This window comes from Photobacterium minamisatsumaniensis (assembly GCF_050336695.1).
GTDB classification, from domain to species: domain Bacteria; phylum Pseudomonadota; class Gammaproteobacteria; order Enterobacterales; family Vibrionaceae; genus Photobacterium; species Photobacterium minamisatsumaniensis.
Genome location: NZ_JAKJSI010000056.1, coordinates 15,231 through 36,899, shown reverse-complemented (window position 1 = coordinate 36,899; position 21,669 = coordinate 15,231). Strand labels below are relative to the sequence as shown.

Below are 21,669 nucleotides of genomic sequence, written 5' to 3'. Positions count from 1 at the left end.
TTAACGAGCGGCCGAACCTGTCTTTGCCGACAATTAAGTTGAAGCTAAACCTTTTGGCATGAATCACGTTTAACAAGCGTGGAAGGTACGATAGTACGCTGAAGCTCGGTATGTTTATTCATTATCGTTTCAATAGTAAGTTTGGCCGTTTCAACGCCAATCTGATAAGCATTTTGCTTAATTACAGAGACTGGTACTTTAAATAGGTCCACCATAGGGATCTCATCAAATCCTAATATCGATACTTGTTTCGGTATGTCGATATCCGCTTTATTTAAAGTGAGAAGCAAATCAGTCGTAATCGCTAAGTGTTGAGTGAAGATCGCTGTGGGTGCATTGGATGCCTTGATGAGTTCAAGGGGAGAATGTGCAAAACCTGTTTCACGATCCCAAAACTGTAGCAAATCCGCATTAGCCTCTAGTCCGTATTTCTTAAGTGCATCGAGATAGCCTTGGTAGCGCGCTTTGCGTGAGTGACTGGTCGTAAACTCTTGAGCCATAAAGCAGATCCGTTTGTGTCCAAGTTGGATTAGATACTCCGTTGCTTGGAAAGCGGCTTCTTGATAATCAGAAAGTACGATATGACTTTGGCAGTCTGAGTATTCCAATTGGAATTGAACAACAGGCATATTGCTTTTAATAAACTGATTGATCAAGTCAGAGTTTAGGCCTGAAGAAGTAATGATAATCCCGTCAACACACATTTGTTGCAATGAGAGTAGGGCACGCTTTTCTGATTGTGCATCAAAGTCACTGTTATAAATCAGTACGTTGTAATTATGCTTTTTACAAAAATCGTCGATTCCTCTCAGTACTCGGCTGGTGTTGTAACCAGCGATATCACGTACAACTACACCAATTGTTTTGGTTTTTTCTACTTTTAAGCTGCGCGCAATTGGATTAGGGACATAATTAAGCTCCTCAATTGCAGATTTTATCTTCTGCTTGGTTTCAGCAGACATGTGGCCAAAACGGCCATTTAGATACTGGGACACTGTGCTTTTGGATATACCGGCATGTGTCGCAACATCAACCATTCTAACTTTCTTCATACAGGCTTCTTAAACTGTCAACTTCATCAAAATCTGGTTGTTGGTATTTTATCCATGGAACTAGATGATAGCAAGTAAACCGATTTACTTATCGTTTTATTTAAAGTAGTAATTCGTGAGTTTTAAAATAAAAATCAAAGATCTAGATGGTATTGATGATGAGCATAACCAAGTATCCACATTGGCTGTTAAGCTTCGCTTAATAGGGAACAAAATTATGTGTCTCAACTTTTCTAGTTTCGTAGGCATGTGGTCTAAACGGCCTTTTAGTATTGAATCCCGATGTTTTAGAATCGCCTAGCGCGTGATGCAACACCCATTATTCTAACTTTTCTCATACAGGCATCTTAAAAGTGTTAATTCGATCAAATTTAGATCGTTGACATTTTATCCTTGGATCTGGATTATTGTTGGTAAACCGATTTACCAAACCGATTTACCAAACCGATTTACCAAACCGATTTACCAAGCCAGTTTGGTTATATTTCTATAAGAGTATGTGCAATGAAAATTGAAGATGTAAAAGTATTTGTTACCAATCCAGGACGTAACTTCGTTACGGTGAAAGTCATCACTGATGAAGGTGTTTATGGTTTAGGTGATGCAACTGTAAATGGTAGAGAATTAGCTGTAGCGACGTATTTAGAAGAGCATGTAAAGCCATGTTTGATTGGTCGAGATGCCCATTCGATTGAAGACATCTGGCAATATTTATATATGGGCGTTTACTGGCGTCGTGGTCCAATCACCATGGCGGCGATTGCGGCAATCGATATGGCGCTTTGGGATATTAAAGGTAAAGTGGCCGGCCTTCCTGTTTATCAGTTACTTGGAGGCAAATGCCGTGATGGAGTAAGACTTTATGCCCACGCGAATGGGGAAACTATTGAAGATACACTGGATAAAACGGAACAACTGATTGAGCAAGGCTTTAAAGCTGTCCGACTGCAATCTGCTATCCCAGGCCTAAAAGAAACGTATGGGGTGTTGGGAGATAAGAAAGATTATTTCGAATTGCAGGGAACGCGTCCGTTGCCGCCTGAACAAGAATGGTCGACCAGTAAATACTTCAAATTGGTACCTGAGCTATTCGCTCAAGCAAAAGAGAGATTTGGCGACCAAGCAGAATTTCTTCACGACACTCATAGTCGATTAACCCCAATCGAGTCAGCAAAACTGGGCAAGATGCTTGAACCTTATAATTTGTTGTTCTTGGAGGACGCATCAATTGCTGAAAACCAAGAAAACTATAAGCTGATCCGCCACCACACGACAACTCCTCTTGCTCTGGGCGAAACGTATAACACCATTTGGGATTGCAAGGATTTGCTGCAAAACCAGTTAATTGATTATATCCGCACTGCGGCAACACACGCGGGTGGTATCACTGGTATGAAGAAAATTGCAGATTTTGCTGCTGTTTACAATGTACGTACTGCCCCTCATGGCGCGCCTGATTTGTCTCCGATTTGTTTTGCAGCTCATATGCACCTTAATATCTCAACCCATAACTTTGGTATTCAAGAGTTTGTGGGCTTTGGAAACGAAGAGTGTCAATCAATCTTCAAACATGACATGAAACTGGAAAACGGCATGATTCTAGTCAGTGATGCTCCAGGGCTCGGTGTGGAATTTGATGAGGTAGCGGCAGAAAAATATACCTATAAGCGCTCATACCTACCTGTTAGTCGCTTAGAAGACGGCACCCTTTGGCATTGGTAAACCAATAAATTATGAAAGTGACCTATTACAAATCTCTGTTGAGGGTAGGTCACTGCTCGTGGAACAAAATAATTAACTAGGAACTGTCCATGCAGAAAACAGTATTAGTATTTGGAACCGGTTTTGCCGGTCAAGGGCATGCTAAAGCATTTCGTGATGCAGGTGCTGAGGTTGTGGGTATTGTCGGCCGTACTGAGCATGTTGTGACTGAAGTCGCTGAAAAGATGGGTATTCCATATTCTGGCACAAATTGGGCCTTGGCCCTTGAGCTTTGCAAGCCGGATATCGTTTCTATTGCTACCCCTGGTGGTGCGCACGTTGACGCGATCAAGGAAGCAATTCAGTTTGGTTGTCATATCTTTTGTGACAAGCCGCTGACTGAGAGTGGTGAAACCGCACTGGAAGTTTACCGCTTGGCGGAAGAAAAGGGAGTGAAAACTGCTTTTGCCTCAAGTTTCCGCTACATGCCTGAGATCATGCATGCCAAGCAATTGGTGGCAGCAGATGTCATTGGCGAGCCAACTGAAGTGGAGTGCATTTCTCACTTTAACTTGGATCGCCATATTCCCTTCGGTTGGTCGCACCGTACTGAAGCAGGTGGTGGTCGTTTAAATAACAACTTCACTCATCTGCTGTCGATTGTGACTGATGTCGTGGGTGAAAATATCTTGTCAATTAGTGGTGAAGTGCGTAATGACATGCCCAAGGCACCCGTTGTTGAAGGCGTGCATAACTTTACCGAGCGTCGTAATTTTATTCCGGAGGATATCAATGATCCTGAACTTGAGTGGCGTGACTGTGATGTCGAGTGGTCTTACACGGTGTTGGCGCAAATCGAGAGCCGTATTCCTGCTGCGCAACCGGTATCTGTATTGTTTAAGCATGGCGGTCTAACACCTCGCTTCAATGACGATCATATTGTATTTCATGGCACCAAGGGGTCGATTTACATTAAAGGCCACTATGGCGATGGCCCACTGTCCGTGTGGAAAAACGGTGAATGGATCGAAGTTACATTGCCAAGTGATATTGATGACCAACTACCTAATATTGAATGCGAAACGCAGCGTAGCTGGACGCATCTAGCCACTCAACTTGTAAAAGATCTAAACGGTATTGACGTTGGACCTTACCAAACATTTAAAGATGGATGTAAGTATCAGCTAATTATCGATTTAATTCGCAAAAATGATCGTTGGGTAGATGTAAATAACCTACTGTAGTTTTAAGTTTAAGGTAAAAATATGATCTATGAATATCTTGTTATTTTCGGTTACTTTTCTCTGATTGTAGGGATTGGATTTGCCTTTAAGAAAATGGCTAATCGTTCGACGAGTGATTACTTTCGTGGTGGCGGTAAAATGCTTTGGTGGATGGTGGGATCGACGGCATTTATGACGCAGTTTTCCGCTTGGACCTTTACTGGCGCTGCGGGTAAAGCGTTTACCGATGGTTTTTCTGTTGCTTTACTATTTATTGCTAATACCGTCGCTTATCTTTTCGCTTATTTATACTTTTCTCACCGCTTTCGTCAGATGAGGGTCGATACACCAACGGAAGCTGTTAGGCGTCGATTTGGACGACATAATGAGCAGTTTTTTTCGTGGGCGTTAATCATTTTCAGTTTTATCAATGCGGGTGTTTCGCTTAATGCTCTAGGCGTATTTTCAAGTGCAGTATTTGATTCTGATCTAAATACTACGATCATCGTAACTGGTTTATCTGTGTTGATGGTTTCTGTTATTTCAGGAGCTTGGGGGGTCGTAGCTTCGGACTTTGTCCAGACTCTTGTTGTTGCAATAGTGTCTATCGCGTGTGCCATTGTCGCGCTGATCGCTGTCGGAGGACCAACAACGATTGTTACCGAGTTTCCAACCAGCTTTATGATGGGTCCGGATATGAATTATCCGCTCCTACTGGTCTGCGCGTTGATCTTTTTTGTTGTTAAGCAACTTCAAAGTATCAATAACATGCAGGACTCATATCGATTCTTAAACGCAAAAGATACCAATAATGCGAGAAAAGCAGCGTTACTTGCCATGGTCTTGATGGGCATAGGCAGTATTGTTTGGTTTATTCCACCATGGGCGTCAGCCATTCTTTATCCTGATGCGACTGCTCAGTACCCGCAACTGGGTGGCAAGGCAGCTGATGCCGTGTATCTAGTCTTTGCTCAAAATTCGATGCCAATCGGTACGGTTGGATTATTACTAGCAGGTCTATTTGCTGCAACCATGTCGACGATGGATTCAGCCTTAAATCGTAACTCTGGCATCTTCGTGCGTAGTATCTATCAGCCCTATTTTGCAAAACAAGGCGCGAGTGATTCTCATCTTTTGTATGTTGGTAAGGTGATGAGTATATTTAGTGGCGTGTTGGTTATCTTTGTCGCATTGTTCTTTAGTTCTCTGAAAGATATGAGTTTATTTGAACTAATGATGTCGGTTTCAACCATGGTCCAAGTACCATTATTAGTACCTCTGTTCTTTGGTATGCTGTTTAAACGGACACCTAGCTGGGCACCATGGGCAACCGTTGTTGTGGGAATGCTTGTATCGTGGTTAATGACTAGCGTTGTTACTGCAGATGTAATTGCCGGATGGTTTGGAGTGGATGATCTTACTCGCCGTGAGGCAGGTGAACTTCGAATAGCAGCAACGATTGCTGCACATCTATTTCTTACAGCAGGCTTCTTTATCTCAACGTCTCTATTATATAGCGAAGAGAAAGACACGCATAAAGAGGAGACAGATAAATTCTTCAAGGACGTTGAGACGCCGATTATTTCTGAGGATGAGTATGATGCTGTAGATGCTGAGCAGCGTAATAAACTAGGTTCAATGGTGATGTATATGAGTGCGGGTCTGTTAGCTATGACATTGATTCCAAATCCATTATGGGGCAGGGTTGTGTTCTTACTCTGTGCTATGACCATCTTTATTATTGGCTGGGCACTTAAAAAGAGTTCGGTTATTAAAAAGGTCACTGATCTTGAAGAACTAAAAAGTTAGTGATTAATATGAAAAGGCTCTGATATTAGAGCCTTTAACTTTTTAATATGGCTAATGGTATTGGCCTTATGCCCAAGCCCCAGATGGCTTTGAGTTGCTGGATTCTTCCAATATACACCTACAAAATCCAATCAGGCTCACAACTTTATCGACACCAAGCTACTGTGAAACCGTACTTTGGTACACTTTGGCAAGATTTTTTTAATAGTAAACCTGTGTGAAAGTTGCGATGTTGAATCATGATGAGCTAGTGCTAACGCCACTTAAAAATATCCCCTTAGTACTTTCAGACTCACCTGGAGCTGTGGCGAACTGCACTATGCTAGTAAAGCCGCTAGAGCAGTTAAGCCATGAAGTACGTAGCTTCGAACAGGAGTATCACCAAGTCAGGCAATTGGCGTTGGAGTGTCAGTTAGAATCATCGGTTAAACACCAGACTCCGGGCGAAAACGATGTAGTTTTAGAGCTATATATTCAAGGCCGTTTATCCGGTGTTGCGACATTTAGCCGTTATCTTGATGACCCCAAACGATTAGCCAGCCACTCTGATTTATTCTACGAGGTTGTGCTACATACCATCTATGTTAGCGAGTCATTTCGTGAACAAGGATTAGCGACATATTTAGCGTTAACCATTGTTGATATTGCCCGTTTGGATTGCGAGCGGCTTCATCGCTGTTTAGCCGCAAAAAATAAAAACCTGAAGTTGTGGTTTTCAGCGTTGGCGATTTCTGAAGGCGGTGAGGCGATCTGTGATTTTTTGAGCGAAACGTTTGTCGAAATGAGTGATGACTTGATTGACGAGTTACAAGACGATGGCATTGACGTGAAATATCATGAGCCGATGATCTTTGTTGAAAGCTTGCAGTAACTTTTCTATATTTCACATCTCTTAACGTTATCACTCATTTTGTCAGCAATATGATACAGCTCATATTTTGTCAAAAATATCATCACTTTATTATCATATTTTTTATATCGTTCTAAAATTCTATACATAGGTGCCGGGTTAATTATGGTTGAGCTATGGATGGAATGAACCGTGACTGAGAATGTAGCAAAAGGCATCATTGAGCCTGATAATGTTGATGGAGAAACTCGTGATAAAGGCTTGCTAGGTCAGGAAGGCAAGCAAGCGTTTACTGATAAACTAATGGTTGTCATGACAGGGGTGATGCTCACTATTACGGGGCTTGCGTTACCGCTTTCTATGTTGATGCTCTACGATAGAGTCGTCCCAAACCAAACTCGTTCAACACTATATTCAATTTTTGTTATTTTGGTAGCCGTCGGCTTATTAGAACTTCTGATCAAAACACTGCAAAAGAAAATCATTAATTACGCAGCTGTAAATTTCGAAATGAAGATGCATGAGAGAATGTTCAGTGCCATTCTCAATGCAAACTTATCGCAATATTTTAAGCGGGAGCAAGGTGCTTATTTAGAATCAGTTAGGGATGTCGGTGAATTAAAAGAGTTCTACTCTGGTCAGTCATTGGTTGCTCATATTAATGCTTTCTCTGCCTGTTTAACGGCAATTATTATTGGCTTGATGGAGCCACTAGCGCTGGTTGTGCCTATTCTCGTCATTATTTGCTTGGCTGTAATGAATCGGATTTCGGATAAACGGACACAGAAGGTTTTACAGCAGTCGCGTGAACTTGAATCGAATGCAAACTCCAGGCTCATCGAGGTCATCCGTTCGGTCGATACGCTGAAAGGTTATGCGATGGAATCAAGGATTGAAAATTGGCTCAGGCCGTTATTTAAGCAGCGTGAACTGCTTAACTTCAACCATACTCTGCAAGTTGGCGAACAGGATAATCGTACACAATATATTTCAGGATTAGCCGTTATTGTTCAGGTCGTAATTTGTGCAGGTTTGGTAATTCAAGGGGAATTATCACAAGGTGCAATGGCCGCGATTGTTATGCTAATGAATCGCTTTAGTGGCCCGTTACAGCAATCCTTCTCTTATTGGTCTCGCTATAAACAGCACAAAATCTATAAACATGAAATAGAGCAGGTACTTAGTCTTGATAGTGGCGAGACAGATCGTACTCATACGTTAGCTGACAATTTTGAATTAACGGTTACGCAGGTCAGTGGGGCTGATGACTTACGACAGTATCAATTAACCCCAGGTATGCTGGTTTGTGTCACGGGTAGTAATGGTGCAGGGAAAACCCGCTGGCTAACACGTTTAGCGGGACATGACTTTGCAAACACCAGCGAAGTTATGATCGCTGGGCGAGCTTTACAGCATTATGATGAAAGTGATTGGAATCGAAGGGTTACCTATATTGACCAAGACACCGATTTCATTACGGCATCGATTATCGATAATTTAACGTGCTTTAGACCCCACCTAAATTCGTTAGCATTAGCTATATGTGATGCGTTTAAAATTCGAGATGAAATTAATTTATTATCAAAGGGCTTTTATACGCAAGTCACTAATGGATTGAAAAACACGGTCCCGAATAAAATCGCTCAAAGCTTGTTAATTGTTCAGGCCATTGTAAATGGTAGTCATGTGGTGTTACTTGATAATGTTGATTGGATATCCGACGAAGATTACATACGGTCTCTAGACCAAGTAATTAGAACGTTTTCCTCTCGACACATTTTTGTGGTGTCAACGCATAACCCAATCATTATTAATAATGCTGATCTTGTTATCAGCGTTGAGGGCTAGTCGATGCAGGGTTTTGTCAATATAGCCGATGTTAGCCAGCGACTGAAAACATTCAACCACAGTTGGATAGGGCAGGTTAATGAAAAGAATCCACTCGTATCAACAATGTCTACTTGGTTGGTGGCAATTGGTTGGGAAGGCACAGCAGAAAAGCTAGCCGATTTTATCATTTTAGAAGAAGAGAGTAACTTTGCGAATATCGAAAAAACATTTAGCCGATTAGGCTATAAAACATCACAAGAAACAATCAACCTTAAACATTATCAGAATATGACGGTGCCTTTTTATATTGAAGGCAACGGTGTTGAAGGGCTAGTGGTTGAATATAATGAAGGTAACGCCGTTATTTGGGATCCTTATTCAGGGCAGTTAGAAAATTTTTCAATTCCTGAATATACAGTTGATATTATCTTCATTGATGATTACTCGCGTTATTATAAAGAGCCACCTCCACAAACAGCGGATAAAACCAATTGGCTTAAGCATGCTTTTCTTCGTTATAAAACAGAGATAAACCTCTTATTGCTACTGAGTTTTTTCATTAACCTTATGGGGTTAGTGACTCCGCTTTATATCATGAGTATTTATAATTTGGCACTGACCAGTGGCAGTTTAAGTACTTTAGGGTGGATAGCGGTTGGTGCATCGGTCGCTTGTACATTTGAGTTTGCGTTAAAAAATATTCGATTACGTATACTCGCCTCTTCTGGACGTGAGCTGGCAGAAACGATTTCCTATGAGGTGTTTTGTAAGCTGATTTGGCTACCGTATCGACTGATAAAAAATGCGGGAGTAACCAACCAAATTGCCCGGGTTAAAGATATCGACCAATTTCGTAAATTGGTCACAAGCACAGGTACGCTGGCGTATTTAGACTTGCCTTTTATTGTTATCTTCATTGGTGCTTTAGTCGTATTAGCCGGGTCTGCTGCTTTAGTAACTCTTGGTGGTATTGTGCTATTTATTGGCTTTGGATTTTATGCACGTTTCCAGTACCAATCACAGATGATGAAGTCATCGAGAGCAAACAGTAATAAGCAGAGCAGTTGGTTTGAAGTGCTCAGTAATCTTCGGGGGATTAAATCGTTACCTCTTGCTCAAATATTGAAGGTCAGGTTTGATATAGCCAATGGGCAGTCAGCAAAAGACAGCTATCGACTAGCAGGTTTACAAGGATTTATTGGCGACTTTGGCGCATTTTTGACGCAATTTATTGGTGTCCTAAGTATTGTTGTAACGGTTGAAGGCGTATTAGCTCAAGAGATTGAACCGGGTGTGATGATTGCTATGGTGATGCTGGTCTGGAAAGCGCTTGGTCCACTTCAAGCTATCTATAACACCATTATTCGAATGAAGCAGTTATCCATATCAGGACATCAAGTTAATCGCTTAATGGGTTTAGATGATGAGCGAGCATCATTGAGCAATACACTGCCAATTGAACAATTGGATGGTAACGTTGAGTTATTGAATATTAACTACCGTTATGCAGGAACAAGCACGGGGTTGTCCCAAATAAATGCCAACTTTTACAAGGGGGATATAGTGACGATTGTTGGCCCCAGCGGATCGGGGAAATCAACGTTACTGCGCATTATCGCGGGTCTGTATGATAACTATCAGGGCAAAGTGGTGGTTGATAGCTATAACCTTCAGCAATTTCCATCGTATGTTTACCGTAATGCGATAACGTATATTCCACAAGATACATGGTTATATAACTGCACAGTACGTCAAAACTTCATGCTAGCCGTTAGTAACGTTGATGATCACACGATGGAAAGTGCGTTAAATAGCTTTGGATTAGATAACTGGTTACCTCATGGTATTGAAACTGTTCTCGATAAACTATTTCTTGATGCTTTGCCTAGCGGCATAAAAGTGAGATTAAAATTATCAATGGCGTTTTGTAAACGCAGTGGATTAGTGATTTTAGATGAGCCAGGGTTGGGATTAGATGTCGAGTCGAGTTATCAATTTAGAGCCAAATTAAAAGAGTTAAGTCGTGGTGCAACAGTTGTCGTTGCGACGCGTAATACCGAATATCTAAGGTTGTCGGATAAAGCATTATTATTGGATGAAATGGGCAATCAAAAATATTTCGGAGCCTCCGATAAGGTCATAACAAGCTTGGCTAAACAAATAAAATAGCTATGTGAAAGGGAATAAATATGGCTGAAGAACCTGTTGAGCAGAGAAAAAATCAACTTGAAGTAAAAGATGAACGCGCCGAACTGGTTGGGCGAATTGATGCTATTAGTAAAGAGACTAGTCGCCATACAAATAGCGCTGTACATGTGCTTGAAGGTAAAATGTTAGCGGGTCGAAAGGCTACGCATACTGTTGTTGTGACGATTTTTTTCTTTTTTTTATTGGCGATTGCCTGGTCATATTTTGCAAAGCTAGAAGAAGTGTCCACCGCGAGGGGTGAACTTGTTCCTGTTGCTGCGCTTGAGCGGTTACAGCATCTTGAAGGCGGTATGATTGAACATTATTCAGTTCAAAAAGGGGATGTCGTTCAAAAAGGCGATATCATTGCCAAACTTAAGGATAAAACTCGGACTTCTCAAAACGCCATCTCTAAAAATCAATTATTAAGTCATTTGTTTGCGCGGGAACGTTTATTAGCGCTACTCAACGGTGTGTCTGTTAAATTTGATAATGTTAGCAATGATAGTAGCTTAAACTATCGTGCATTAAGGTTGGTACATGAGCAAATGTACCGCTCTGAATTAGCATTAATCACAGCTGAAGATAGGTTGTTATCTGGGCAGGTTGATAGTAAAGAAAAGCTGATCAAAAGTATGAATCAGCGCCTTGTTTCATCAAGAAAACAACTGGGGTTGATTAAAGAGCAAGTGCAAATGCGACAGACACTTTATGATCAGCAAACCTCGTCGTATTTGGAGTTGGTAAATAGCCAGATTCAAGAAATGAATATGATACGGGAAATAGAGAACCTTCAAGAGTCGATCATGACAACGGAAGATACGTTAGTTGATTTGAATAACCAATGGCTGCAAACAGTCTCTTCCAGAAATGCAAAATATAGTGCTGAGTTGAAACTTGAAGAAGACCAAATACAGGAATTAAACCAAACACGGCATGTCGATATTGATAAAACCGAACGGCTTGTTATTCGTTCGCCAGTTTATGGCATTATTCATGATCTGCCGCTGAAACATGAGTCAGCCATACTAGAGCCTGGTGGGATACTTGCCGAGATCGTCCCACTTGAAGAAGGGTTAAAAGCGGAAGTTAAAATTAACCCGAAAGACATTGGCTTCGTCCAAGTCGGTCAGCCTGTTGCGTTGAAGTTTGATACTTATGACTTTACAAAATTTGGTGCATTGAAGGGTATTTTAACCAATATCAGTGCCAGTAGTTTTAAAGAAGATGATGAAATTTATTATAAAGGTGATGTCAAACTATCGGCGAATGTTCTTTCTTCTACGGGAAGCCAGTTTCCAGTTAAACCGGGAATGGAGATGAATGCTGATATCAGCACAGGTGAAAAACGTGTGATTGAATATGTTGTTAAACCAGTGGTGTTTGGCTTAAAAGAAGCATTTAGGGAGCGGTAAATGTTTAGTGTGTTATTTAAATGGAATTATAAGCGCTTACTTCTTGCTGTGGGTACGGTTGGAGCAGCCATTGCCTGTTTTGCTATTGTTCTAATATGGGCATCGTATCGGCATGGTCTTACTCAAAAAGAACATGTCATTGAGTTAGTTAATGCTGACTACCATAATGAAATTTTACCCATTAGCTTGGTTGATGATAATCAACTATCACCACACGGTAGTTATATCCTGGCAATGCGACAAACACTGCTTGGACTTTCCAGCTCGCAAGAAGGGGAGCTAGAGGTACTTATCACGAGTATGATTAACCAATTGGATGGCTTGTGGTTAGTTGAATCTGCGACTGAGTACGTTAATCGTGATGCCGATACTCTAGAAAGTTCATTGGTTGAACTAAAAGGACAGATAGAAAATCTATTACAGGTAAACCAACGATTGCATGAAGAAAATAAGCTACAGCTTGGTTTTTCAATGGATATACCGTTAAAAGCTGTACTTCAAACCCTTGAGGCACATCAGCAAGGGACAAGCCGTCAACCGGAAGCTTTAAAGGGGCTTTCACGCTCTTCGAATGAATTGAAAGAGCAATTAAGTAAGTCGAAACAACACTTTACCGTTCAGTATGAGCAACAATTAAGTCAAGAAAAGCAAATGGCGATAATACTGACTACTTTAGTATTAGTGATATCAACGGTCTTGTTTTTTTTATTGATGATGCAATGGAAGTTGCGTCAAAAAGAAAAGGTACAATTACAATATTTAAGTAACTTGTTAGAAGCACATAGCCACATCGAAAAAGATAAAAATACGAGTGATATTGATCAGCTTGCATCATTAATTAAGCTGGTGATGAAAGCTAACTCGCATAAGATTGAGCTTTTAAATGAAACTGAAATTGAGAATGATAAATTACAATCATTAGCTTCATTTTTGGGTTATGAAATACATGCACTAACCAGTATTGTTGCTGGGGGACTTTCTATTAATGATGATGTCGATAATGACAGTAAAAATGTATTTAGCTCTGAAATAAACATTGCCCTTGAGTCACTTGAACAACTTTCTGATAACTTCATTTCTGTCTTTTCTCATAATAAGCAATCATTAGATGAGAAAATCATTATCAGGGATCAAATTAAGCGTGTTGTCGTGTTACTGAATGCGAAATGCCGCGCTCTAAATAAAGAAATTGATTTTTATGTTACTCCTGCCGTACCCGAATCAACATTAGGCAATAACTACCGCTTTTATTGGTGTTTGTATAACGTGCTTGTGCGCTTGGTTGAACAAGTCGGCCCTCGTAAATTCACTCTTATTGTTGACTGTGATAGTACAGCACTCGATAAGGTAAAGCTGTCCGTGACGTTATTGCCTGTAAAAGATGAATTGACGGCATTAGACACCCTACGTCATCAATTCCATCATGATAGTGAACAAGGTACAGGTAAATTTGATGATAGTTTCTACTCTAAGCTCGTTAGTAATTTCTTTACGGGTGGTGTTGTTTTCAAACCTTTACACGATGAATCTATTGCTGCAGAAATTTCATTCGAGTTGGTTGCGACAGCCAGATTAGAAGCCCTCTCAACAGAACCTACAGAGAATGTGATTGTGTGTGGCGAACCCTGCCTTGAGCGCGAAATACTCTTGCTCAAACTACAGGATACAGGTCTGAATTATGAGGTCGTAAGCTCGTTGCACCAATTAATGAAGCGCATTGCAAGTGGTGCTGGGTATAGCTGTGTCGTTCTTATGGATGGATTCAAAGGGGTTAACATGGCCACGATGTTAAAAGGCGTGACTGGCCGAACCCAAGGTAAAACCGTATTTGTTTCAAGACGAAACGAGTTATCTGAAGAGCTTAGTGAAAGGCTAACTGCGGTATGGCATTACCCAATTTATCATGATGATATTGCTGCACTGTCAGAATTTATTCGTTCTCAAGGCGCTTCAGAAATATCTGCTAAACCAGCAGGAACGAAAGAAGAACGCTTTGTTGAGAAGCAACTTCTTGTTGTTGATGATGACCCCTCTCAGCAGTTTATTCTATCAAGAATGCTTAAACGCATTGGCGCGAATGTGAAAGTCGTTAATAGCGGAGAGAGTGCGATTGATGAGTGGCAGGAAAATAATTATGACATTATTTTTATGGATTGCTTAATGCCAGGAATGTCGGGTATAGAGGCAACACAATCAATTCGTGACAAAGAGCGCACGATGCAACAAACAGGACAGTTAAGCCGTAAGGTTGTGATCATTGGTAATACAGCATTAACCACCCAAGAAGAAATTAATGAATGCCTAAATTCCGGCATGGATAATGTGCTACTCAAACCATATAAATATGAAACTATTTTTAATATGATTAGCCGCTACGCCTGATTTGTAACTATCTGATAATTAAAATATCCCTTGAATCCGCTCTGCTAAATGTATGGCGGATTTTTTATATGTTTAATTTCTTGATCTGTGTACGATTTTTTATACATTTCTCCGTGTTTTTTTGGCACTCCTATCAATAGGCGACCACAATTCTTATATTGCGAATAATATAATTGCGCTGCGCTGAAAATATTGAAGGGAGTCGGTATGAGTAATAGAAACAAGCCATCTCAGGATGAGAAGATCCTAAACGAAGCTGTTGAAACTTCGGGAGAATCATCCAACTCGGAACAGGCTGCCCAGCAACAGCGACAACAGGAAAATCAGCAAAATGCAAATGTAACAACGAGTTCTGAAAACTTGCGCCAAGGTGGACCTAATCAAAATGGTCGTCAAGAGCAAAGTCAAGCTCAAGAGCAAGGTGAGAGGGTGTCACCACAGCAAAATGGAGAGCCAGAAAATCAAAGTCAACGAGGCTCTCAAGAAAACTCGCAAAGCCAAGTTATAGAAGACAATGGTGGAGAGGGATCTGACGAACAAAATGAATCAGGTGTTCAGTCGGTAGGTGGTCAAGCTGGATCTTCGTTACAAGGAAGCGGCGAACGTCAACAGAGTGAAGAACCTGCGCTGCAAGGTGCCCCTCAAGCAGCACAAAATAATAGTGCTTCTCCTCAGGGAGCAAATAACAGTCCACAACCACAAAGCGATAACCCTGATGTCGCTGTCACATCAAAAGACTTTGCGGTAAATGTTGCACCGAGTGAAGGTGAAGAAGCGCCAAGTGACTGGGATCAGGAAATCACTGAACAAGTTTTCGAAATCAATGTTGAGGACGTCAACGACGGCCCAGAAGCCGGCGATCACATCGCCGCAGAAATGGATGAAGATGGTACACTGACGTTATCGCAAGATGAGTTATTGGCGAATGCTTCCGACATCGATGGCGATGACTTAACGGCCAGCAACCTGACGTCTGCCAATCCCTATGTTGAAATCACGGCGAATCCAGATGGCAGTTTTACCATCGTAACACCGGAAAACTTCAACGGTGACTTATACCTTAGCTACGACATTTCTGATGGTACCGAGACCGTATCAAGTGGTGTTGATTTATCGGTAACACCTGTCAACGATGGCCCTGAAGCCGGCGATCACATTGCCGCTGAAATGGACGAAGACGGCACGCTGACGTTATCGCAAGATGAGTTATTGGCCAATGCTAGCGATATTGACGGCGACGACCTAACGGCTAGCAACCTGACCTCGGCCAATCCCGATGTGGAAATCACGCTAAACCCAGATGGTAGTTTCACTATTACCACGCCAGAAAACTTCAACGGTGACTTATATCTCAGCTATGACATTTCTGATGGTGAGGAAACCGTCTCAAGCGGTGTTGATTTATCGGTAACACCTGTCAACGACGGCCCTGAAGCGGGCGACCACATTGCCGCTGTTATGGATGAAGACGGCACGCTGACACTAACGCAAGACGAGTTACTGGCCAATGCCAGCGATATTGACGGCGATGACCTAACGGCTAGCAACCTGACCTCGGCCAATCCCGACGTAGAAATCACTGAAAATCCCGATGGCAGCTTCACCATTACCACACCGGAAAACTTCAACGGTGACTTATACCTCAGCTATGACATTTCTGATGGTGAGGAAACCGTATCTAGCGGTGTTGATTTAACGGTTACCCCAATCAACGATGGCCCTGAAGCCGGCGATCACATTGCCGCTGAAATGGATGAAGATGGCACGCTGACGTTATCGCAAGATGAGTTATTAGCCAATGCCAGCGATATTGACGGCGATGATCTAACGGCTAGCAACCTGACCTCGGCCAATCCTGATGTTGAAATCACGCCAAATCCAGACGGCAGCTTCACCATCGTAACACCGGAAAACTTCAACGGTGACTTATACCTTAGCTACGACATTTCTGATGGTGAAGAGACCGTCTCAAGTGGTGTCGATGTAACGGTTACCCCAGTTAACGATGGCCCTGAAGCCGGCGATCATATTGAAGCTGTTACGGATGAAGACGGCACGCTGACGTTATCGCAAGATGAGTTACTGGCAAATGCATCAGATATCGACGGTGATGACCTAACAGCCAGCAACCTGACCTCGGCCAATCCCGATGTGGAAATTACCGCAAACCCCGATGGTAGTTTCACTATAACCACACCGGAAAACTTCAACGGTGACTTATCCCTTAGCTACGACATTTCAGATGGTGTAGAGACTGTTTCTAGCGGTGTCGATTTAACGGTTACCCCAGTCAACGACGGCCCTGAAGCCGGCGATCACATCGCCGCTGAAATGGACGAAGACGGCACGCTGACGTTATCGCAAGATGAGTTATTAGCGAATGCTAGCGATATTGACGGCGACGACCTAACGGCCAGCAACCTGACCTCGGCCAATCCCGATGTGGAGATCACGCCAAACCCCGATGGTAGTTTCACCATTACCACGCCAGAAAACTTCAACGGTGAGCTGTCTTTGAGTTATGACATCTCTGATGGTGAGGAGACCGTTCAGGGTGGGGTAGATTTAACGGTTACCCCAGTCAACGATGGCCCTGAAGCCGGCGATCACATTGCCGCTGAAATGGACGAAGACGGCACGCTGACGTTATCGCAAGATGAGTTACTGGCCAATGCTTCAGATATCGATGGCGATGACTTAACAGCAAGTAACCTAACGTCGGCCAATCCCGATGTTGAAATCACGCCAAACCCAGATGGTAGTTTCACTATAACCACGCCAGAAAACTTCAACGGTGACTTATACCTCAGCTACGATATCTCTGATGGTGAAGAAACGGTTTCTAGCGGTGTCGATTTAACTGTTACTCCAGTTAACGACGGCCCTGAAGCCGGCGATCACATCGCCGCTGAAATGGGCGAAGACGGCACGCTGACGTTATCGCAAGATGAGTTATTAGCGAATGCTAGCGATATTGACGGCGATGACTTAACGGCCAGCAACCTGACCTCGGCCAATCCTGATGTGGAAATTACCGCAAACCCCGATGGTAGTTTCACTATAACCACACCGGAAAACTTCAACGGTGAGTTATACCTTAGCTACGACATTTCGGATGGTGAAGAGACCGTTTCTAGCGGTGTTGATTTAACAGTTGCTGCAGTCAACGATGGCCCCGAAGCCGGCGATCACATTGCCGCTGAAATGGATGAAGATGGTACGCTAACCTTGTCGCAAGATGAGTTATTGGCAAATGCTTCAGATATTGACGGCGATGACCTAACAGCAAGCAACCTGACTTCGGCCAACCCCGACGTAGAAATCACTGAAAATCCCGACGGCAGCTTCACGATTTCGACACCAGAAAACTTCAACGGTGACTTATACCTCAGCTACGACATTTCAGATGGTGTAGAGACCGTTTCTAGCGGTGTTGATTTAACGGTTACCCCAGTTAACGACGCTCCTGATGCTGGTGATGAGATATTCCTAACGGCTCAAGAAGATACCACCGTGGGTGTATCGATGCGCGAAGAGCCAATGATCCGCCTCGATCAAGAACCTGAATTTGGCACAATCGAAGCACTTATTGATGATGAGTGGGTTGCCATGCAGGTTGGCGATGAGGTAACTCATGATACTGAAATTCGTTGCGCGCCTGATGAAGATGCCGTCCAAGCAGTAACTCACGATAGCATGATTGGTACGTTCGACGATAACGCCAAGCTTGACGATTGGGGCGAGGCGATTGATAGCCATACTCGACAATTCACTGATGGTGATCTGACAGTAACTACTTCCAGTAATGATGGTCCGTTAGGTGCGTGGAATGGTAACACTCATGTTGGTCACGGTATTGGTGACAACGATAGAAATGGATTAAGTCGTGATGAAAAGCTTACGGTCGAAATTGATGGCGAGAACATAAACCAAATTAGTTTCACGCTGGATGGTTTAGGTGGCTACTTTATGGAGTCATCGGCTAAGTTTACTGAAGTTGAAATAAAGGCTTTCGATGATGAAGGGAATGTTATTGATTCGGAAACTTACCATAAAGATGACCCGCATAGTTATGTTACCACTTACACGTTAACCGCTGATGAGCCTGTTGCGAGTTTTGAGCTAGGGACGATTCAGGGAAATGGTACTTATGTTGTTCAGAACATGACCGTTTCGCAAGTGGCTCCGGATTCAGCAGTCTTTACCTCAATTGATATTGATGGCTCGGAAATGACCGAAGAAGTGGCTTTCCATCATCAAGAAAATCAAGCGAATGAGCCCATTGAACTTTCGGCTCAATTATCTGAAGCCTATTCACAATCTGAAGATACGACTCAGTTTGCCCCTGTGGTGATCACCGAACAGCAATTACTTGAGCAAGCATCAGATATTGATAGCTTGGATCTCGATATTGTCGATCTTACTTTGCAGGGCAATGATGCCACACTACAAGATAACGGGGATGGTACATATAGCGTTATTCCGAATGAAGATTATAACGGCACAGTAGAACTTACTTATAAAGTCACAGATGGTGAACTGACGACTGAAAACAGTATCCATATTGATTTTGAAGCGGTAAATGATGCACCTGAAGTGCAGCAACCTTTGGCCGCAGAAGTGAATGAAGATCAAGAGTTAATCCTTCACCCTGATTTCTTATTAAGCCAAGTCACCGATATTGAAGGGGATGACCTATCACTGGTTGGGCTTGAGATCAAAGCACCTCTGGGTGGTACGTTGACCCCAAATCCAGATGGAAGCTACTCGTTTGCACCTCCGCCAGATTTTAATGGCTTGGTTGAACTAACATACAGCGTTACTGATGGTGAACATACTGTTGAAGGCAATGTGAGTGTCGATGTGATCCCCGTTAATGATGCACCATTCGCAACGGGTAATGCTTCGCTCACAACGTTCGAGGATGAAGGTGTAACCTTCACATCGGAATCGTTGCTGGGACTTTTCGATGATATCGACAGTGCGAGTGTTTCTATATCGCGAGTGCTGACAGCGGAAGGTGAAGAAGCTCAGGGAAGTGTGGTCGACAACGACGACGGTACGTGGACCTTTGTACCAGAAGGTGATTTTGCTGGTAGCGTTGCAATGACGGTGGAAGTGACCGATGGGCAATCTACCTATGAAACGTCAATGCCTGTTTTTGTTCGCCCCGTTGCTGATGGTGCAATGATAACCACAGAGCATGATGGCCCATTATTAATAACGGAAGATGGCAGCGGCTTACTCGATTTGAACATCAGTATGATGGATGACTCTGAATCGATGACAGCACTCGTGATGTCAGGTTATCCGGTCGGATTTGTGGTGAGCGATGGTGTTAATACTGTTGAAATTACAGAAGAAGGCCAGCAAATCAATTTAATGAATTGGGATGTTGATGTTCTTGAAATTACACCTCCAGAGAATTGGTCGGGTAATTTCTTCGTTACAGTAACAGCCACAACGGTTGATTATGGTGACGAAATTTCAAATATTCCAGCAGCAGAGTCGACCACTGTTAATGAAGGTATTCAAGGTGAAGTCAATGAAGTCTTAATGTTTAGTAGTGATGACCTACTGGAATTATCTGATATTGAGGCATCGGAAGGTGAGACATTTACGATTGAACATCTCAACTTGGTTGACCCTACTCAGGGTACGATCTCAGTTGATGAGTCTGGTGATATTGTATTCGCTCCTGCTGAAGATTTTACGGGTCAGGTACATGTGACATTCCAAGCGGTAGATCAAGACGGTAATACTCAAGATGCAGGTGTAACTCTCGGCATTGAACCCATTGGTATGTCAGATAATGCGGCGCCAGAAGCTTCAGAGGCATTAGTCGAAGAAATAAAAGAAGGCGATGAGCTCACTTTTACCGATGCTGAACTATTGGCAAATATTAACGATGCTGATGGCGATGATATAACTGTTAGCACGGTTCAAGTTACGCAGGGTGAAGGAGTATTAACCGAACAAAGCGGAACATATACCTTTACACCAGAGGCGGGTTGGGTAGGGACGGCTGAAATAAGCTATAGCGTTAATGATGGTACAGAGACTGTTTTGCAGACAATGACCGTAACGGTAGAAGAAGCTTATCCAGAGAATGCGGTAACGTTAACGGCAGAGGCGTTACTTGAAAGTTGGCCTGCTGAGGATCGTGAAAGTCTTGAGGTCGACAATGTTATTGTCGATGAAGGCCAAGGTCGTATCGTTGAAGAGGATAGCGAGACATGGACGTTTATTCCTGAGGATGGATGGGATGGAGATGCCAGTGTTTCGTATGATGTGAACGATGGTGATGCTAGCGTACCGGGGCTATACGCGTTTACCGTTGAAGAATCAGAGCAGACTCACGAGGAAGCAAGTGCCTTTACTGCTGATGAAAATGGAACGGTGACGTTTACAGATGCCGATATATTGACCCAAGCAGGTATTGAAGACCAAGATAGCATCGCAATTAATGACGTGAGTTATGAAGGTGACGATGGCATGTTGTTTGATAATCCAGATGGTAGCTACAGTTTCTGGCCAAACGATGATGCTGATAGTGAAATAGCGCTTAATGTTAGCTATAGCGTTGATGGTGAGCCAGACCAACAAGCTGTGGTGTCTTTCCAGCTCGAAGAAGACCTCGATCAAAATGAACAAGATATTGAAGAGGAAGCAATACAAATAGAGTCTTCTGAAGCGGATTATTATGGTGTCTCTGGTGATAGCCTTGAAATTGCAATACCCGAGAATATTACTGATCAGCCAGAGGTTGATGTGGTTGTAATTTCTGGTTTAGAAGACGGTGTGTCTGTTGAGTCGGCACTCGATAATGGGGATGGTAGTTTCACCGTTAGCGGTGATGATAGCTTTACCCTCAGCGCAGAAAGCGAGTTCAGTGGTGAACTTGATATCACCATGACAGGCTTTGATAATATGGGAGACCCGGTTGAAGGCGCCAGTGATACGGTAACGGTGAACTTTGACGATGACAATATTGGCAATACATCCCCACAATCTTCAGAACAACAAGATGATCAGCAAGACCAAGAAACTGATTGGACACAAGATAACAACGAGCAAGGTGGTTTTGACCCGCTGATGGATGAAGGCGCTGATAGCGGCGATGAAATCGATAACGGTCAGCAAGGTGATATGAGCTTTGATGATAGTAATTTTTAACCTATCTACAGCTTCCGTATAATTGCTCGGAATTTAAAAAGCCA

10 protein-coding genes and 1 pseudogene are annotated in these 21,669 nt (G+C 42.7%); 10 read left to right on the top strand and 1 reads right to left on the bottom strand.

Going from position 1 to position 21,669, the window contains the following annotated elements:
* Window positions 1-44: 44 nt before the first annotated feature.
* Window positions 45-1,052, bottom strand: coding sequence for a LacI family DNA-binding transcriptional regulator (locus L4D78_RS25105; protein WP_428469462.1), 1,008 nt, complete (start codon window positions 1,050-1,052; stop codon window positions 45-47).
* 504 nt (window positions 1,053-1,556) lie between these two features.
* Here L4D78_RS25105 and manD point away from each other — a divergent pair.
* The 10 genes and pseudogenes from manD to L4D78_RS25055 all read left to right on the top strand — a co-directional run bounded on the left by manD (window position 1,557) and on the right by L4D78_RS25055 (window position 21,625).
* Window positions 1,557-2,774 carry a D-mannonate dehydratase ManD gene (gene manD, locus L4D78_RS25100; RefSeq protein WP_428469461.1) on the top strand — a complete coding sequence of 406 codons (1,218 nt, stop codon included), beginning with the start codon at window positions 1,557-1,559 and terminating at the stop codon, window positions 2,772-2,774.
* 89 nt (window positions 2,775-2,863) lie between these two features.
* Window positions 2,864-3,997: a Gfo/Idh/MocA family protein gene (locus L4D78_RS25095; RefSeq protein ID WP_428469460.1), complete on the top strand. Its 1,134-nt coding sequence runs from the start codon at window positions 2,864-2,866 to the stop codon at window positions 3,995-3,997.
* 21 nt (window positions 3,998-4,018) lie between these two features.
* Window positions 4,019-5,785, top strand: coding sequence for a sodium:solute symporter family protein (locus tag L4D78_RS25090; RefSeq protein ID WP_428469459.1), 1,767 nt, complete (start codon window positions 4,019-4,021; stop codon window positions 5,783-5,785).
* Window positions 5,786-6,002: 217 nt separating this feature from the next.
* Window positions 6,003-6,656 carry a GNAT family N-acetyltransferase gene (locus L4D78_RS25085; RefSeq protein WP_428469458.1) on the top strand — a complete coding sequence of 218 codons (654 nt, stop codon included), beginning with the start codon at window positions 6,003-6,005 and terminating at the stop codon, window positions 6,654-6,656.
* Between the two features lie 171 nt (window positions 6,657-6,827).
* Window positions 6,828-8,483 carry an ABC transporter transmembrane domain-containing protein gene (locus L4D78_RS25080; RefSeq protein ID WP_428469457.1) on the top strand — a complete coding sequence of 552 codons (1,656 nt, stop codon included), beginning with the start codon at window positions 6,828-6,830 and terminating at the stop codon, window positions 8,481-8,483.
* A 3-nt stretch (window positions 8,484-8,486) separates the two neighbouring features.
* Window positions 8,487-10,634, top strand: a complete 2,148-nt coding sequence (locus L4D78_RS25075; protein WP_428469456.1) for a peptidase domain-containing ABC transporter — start codon at window positions 8,487-8,489, stop codon at window positions 10,632-10,634.
* 20 nt (window positions 10,635-10,654) lie between these two features.
* Window positions 10,655-12,067: an HlyD family type I secretion periplasmic adaptor subunit gene (locus tag L4D78_RS25070; protein ID WP_428469455.1), complete on the top strand. Its 1,413-nt coding sequence runs from the start codon at window positions 10,655-10,657 to the stop codon at window positions 12,065-12,067.
* Window positions 12,068-14,449: a response regulator gene (locus tag L4D78_RS25065; protein WP_428469454.1), complete on the top strand. Its 2,382-nt coding sequence runs from the start codon at window positions 12,068-12,070 to the stop codon at window positions 14,447-14,449. It abuts the gene before it with no gap.
* Between the two features lie 207 nt (window positions 14,450-14,656).
* Window positions 14,657-19,636: pseudogene (locus L4D78_RS25060) on the top strand (tandem-95 repeat protein); the annotation flags it as partial.
* On the top strand, window positions 19,637-21,625 hold the full coding sequence (locus L4D78_RS25055; protein WP_428469470.1) for a cadherin-like domain-containing protein: 1,989 nt from the start codon (window positions 19,637-19,639) through the stop codon (window positions 21,623-21,625).
* Window positions 21,626-21,669: the final 44 nt, after the last annotated feature.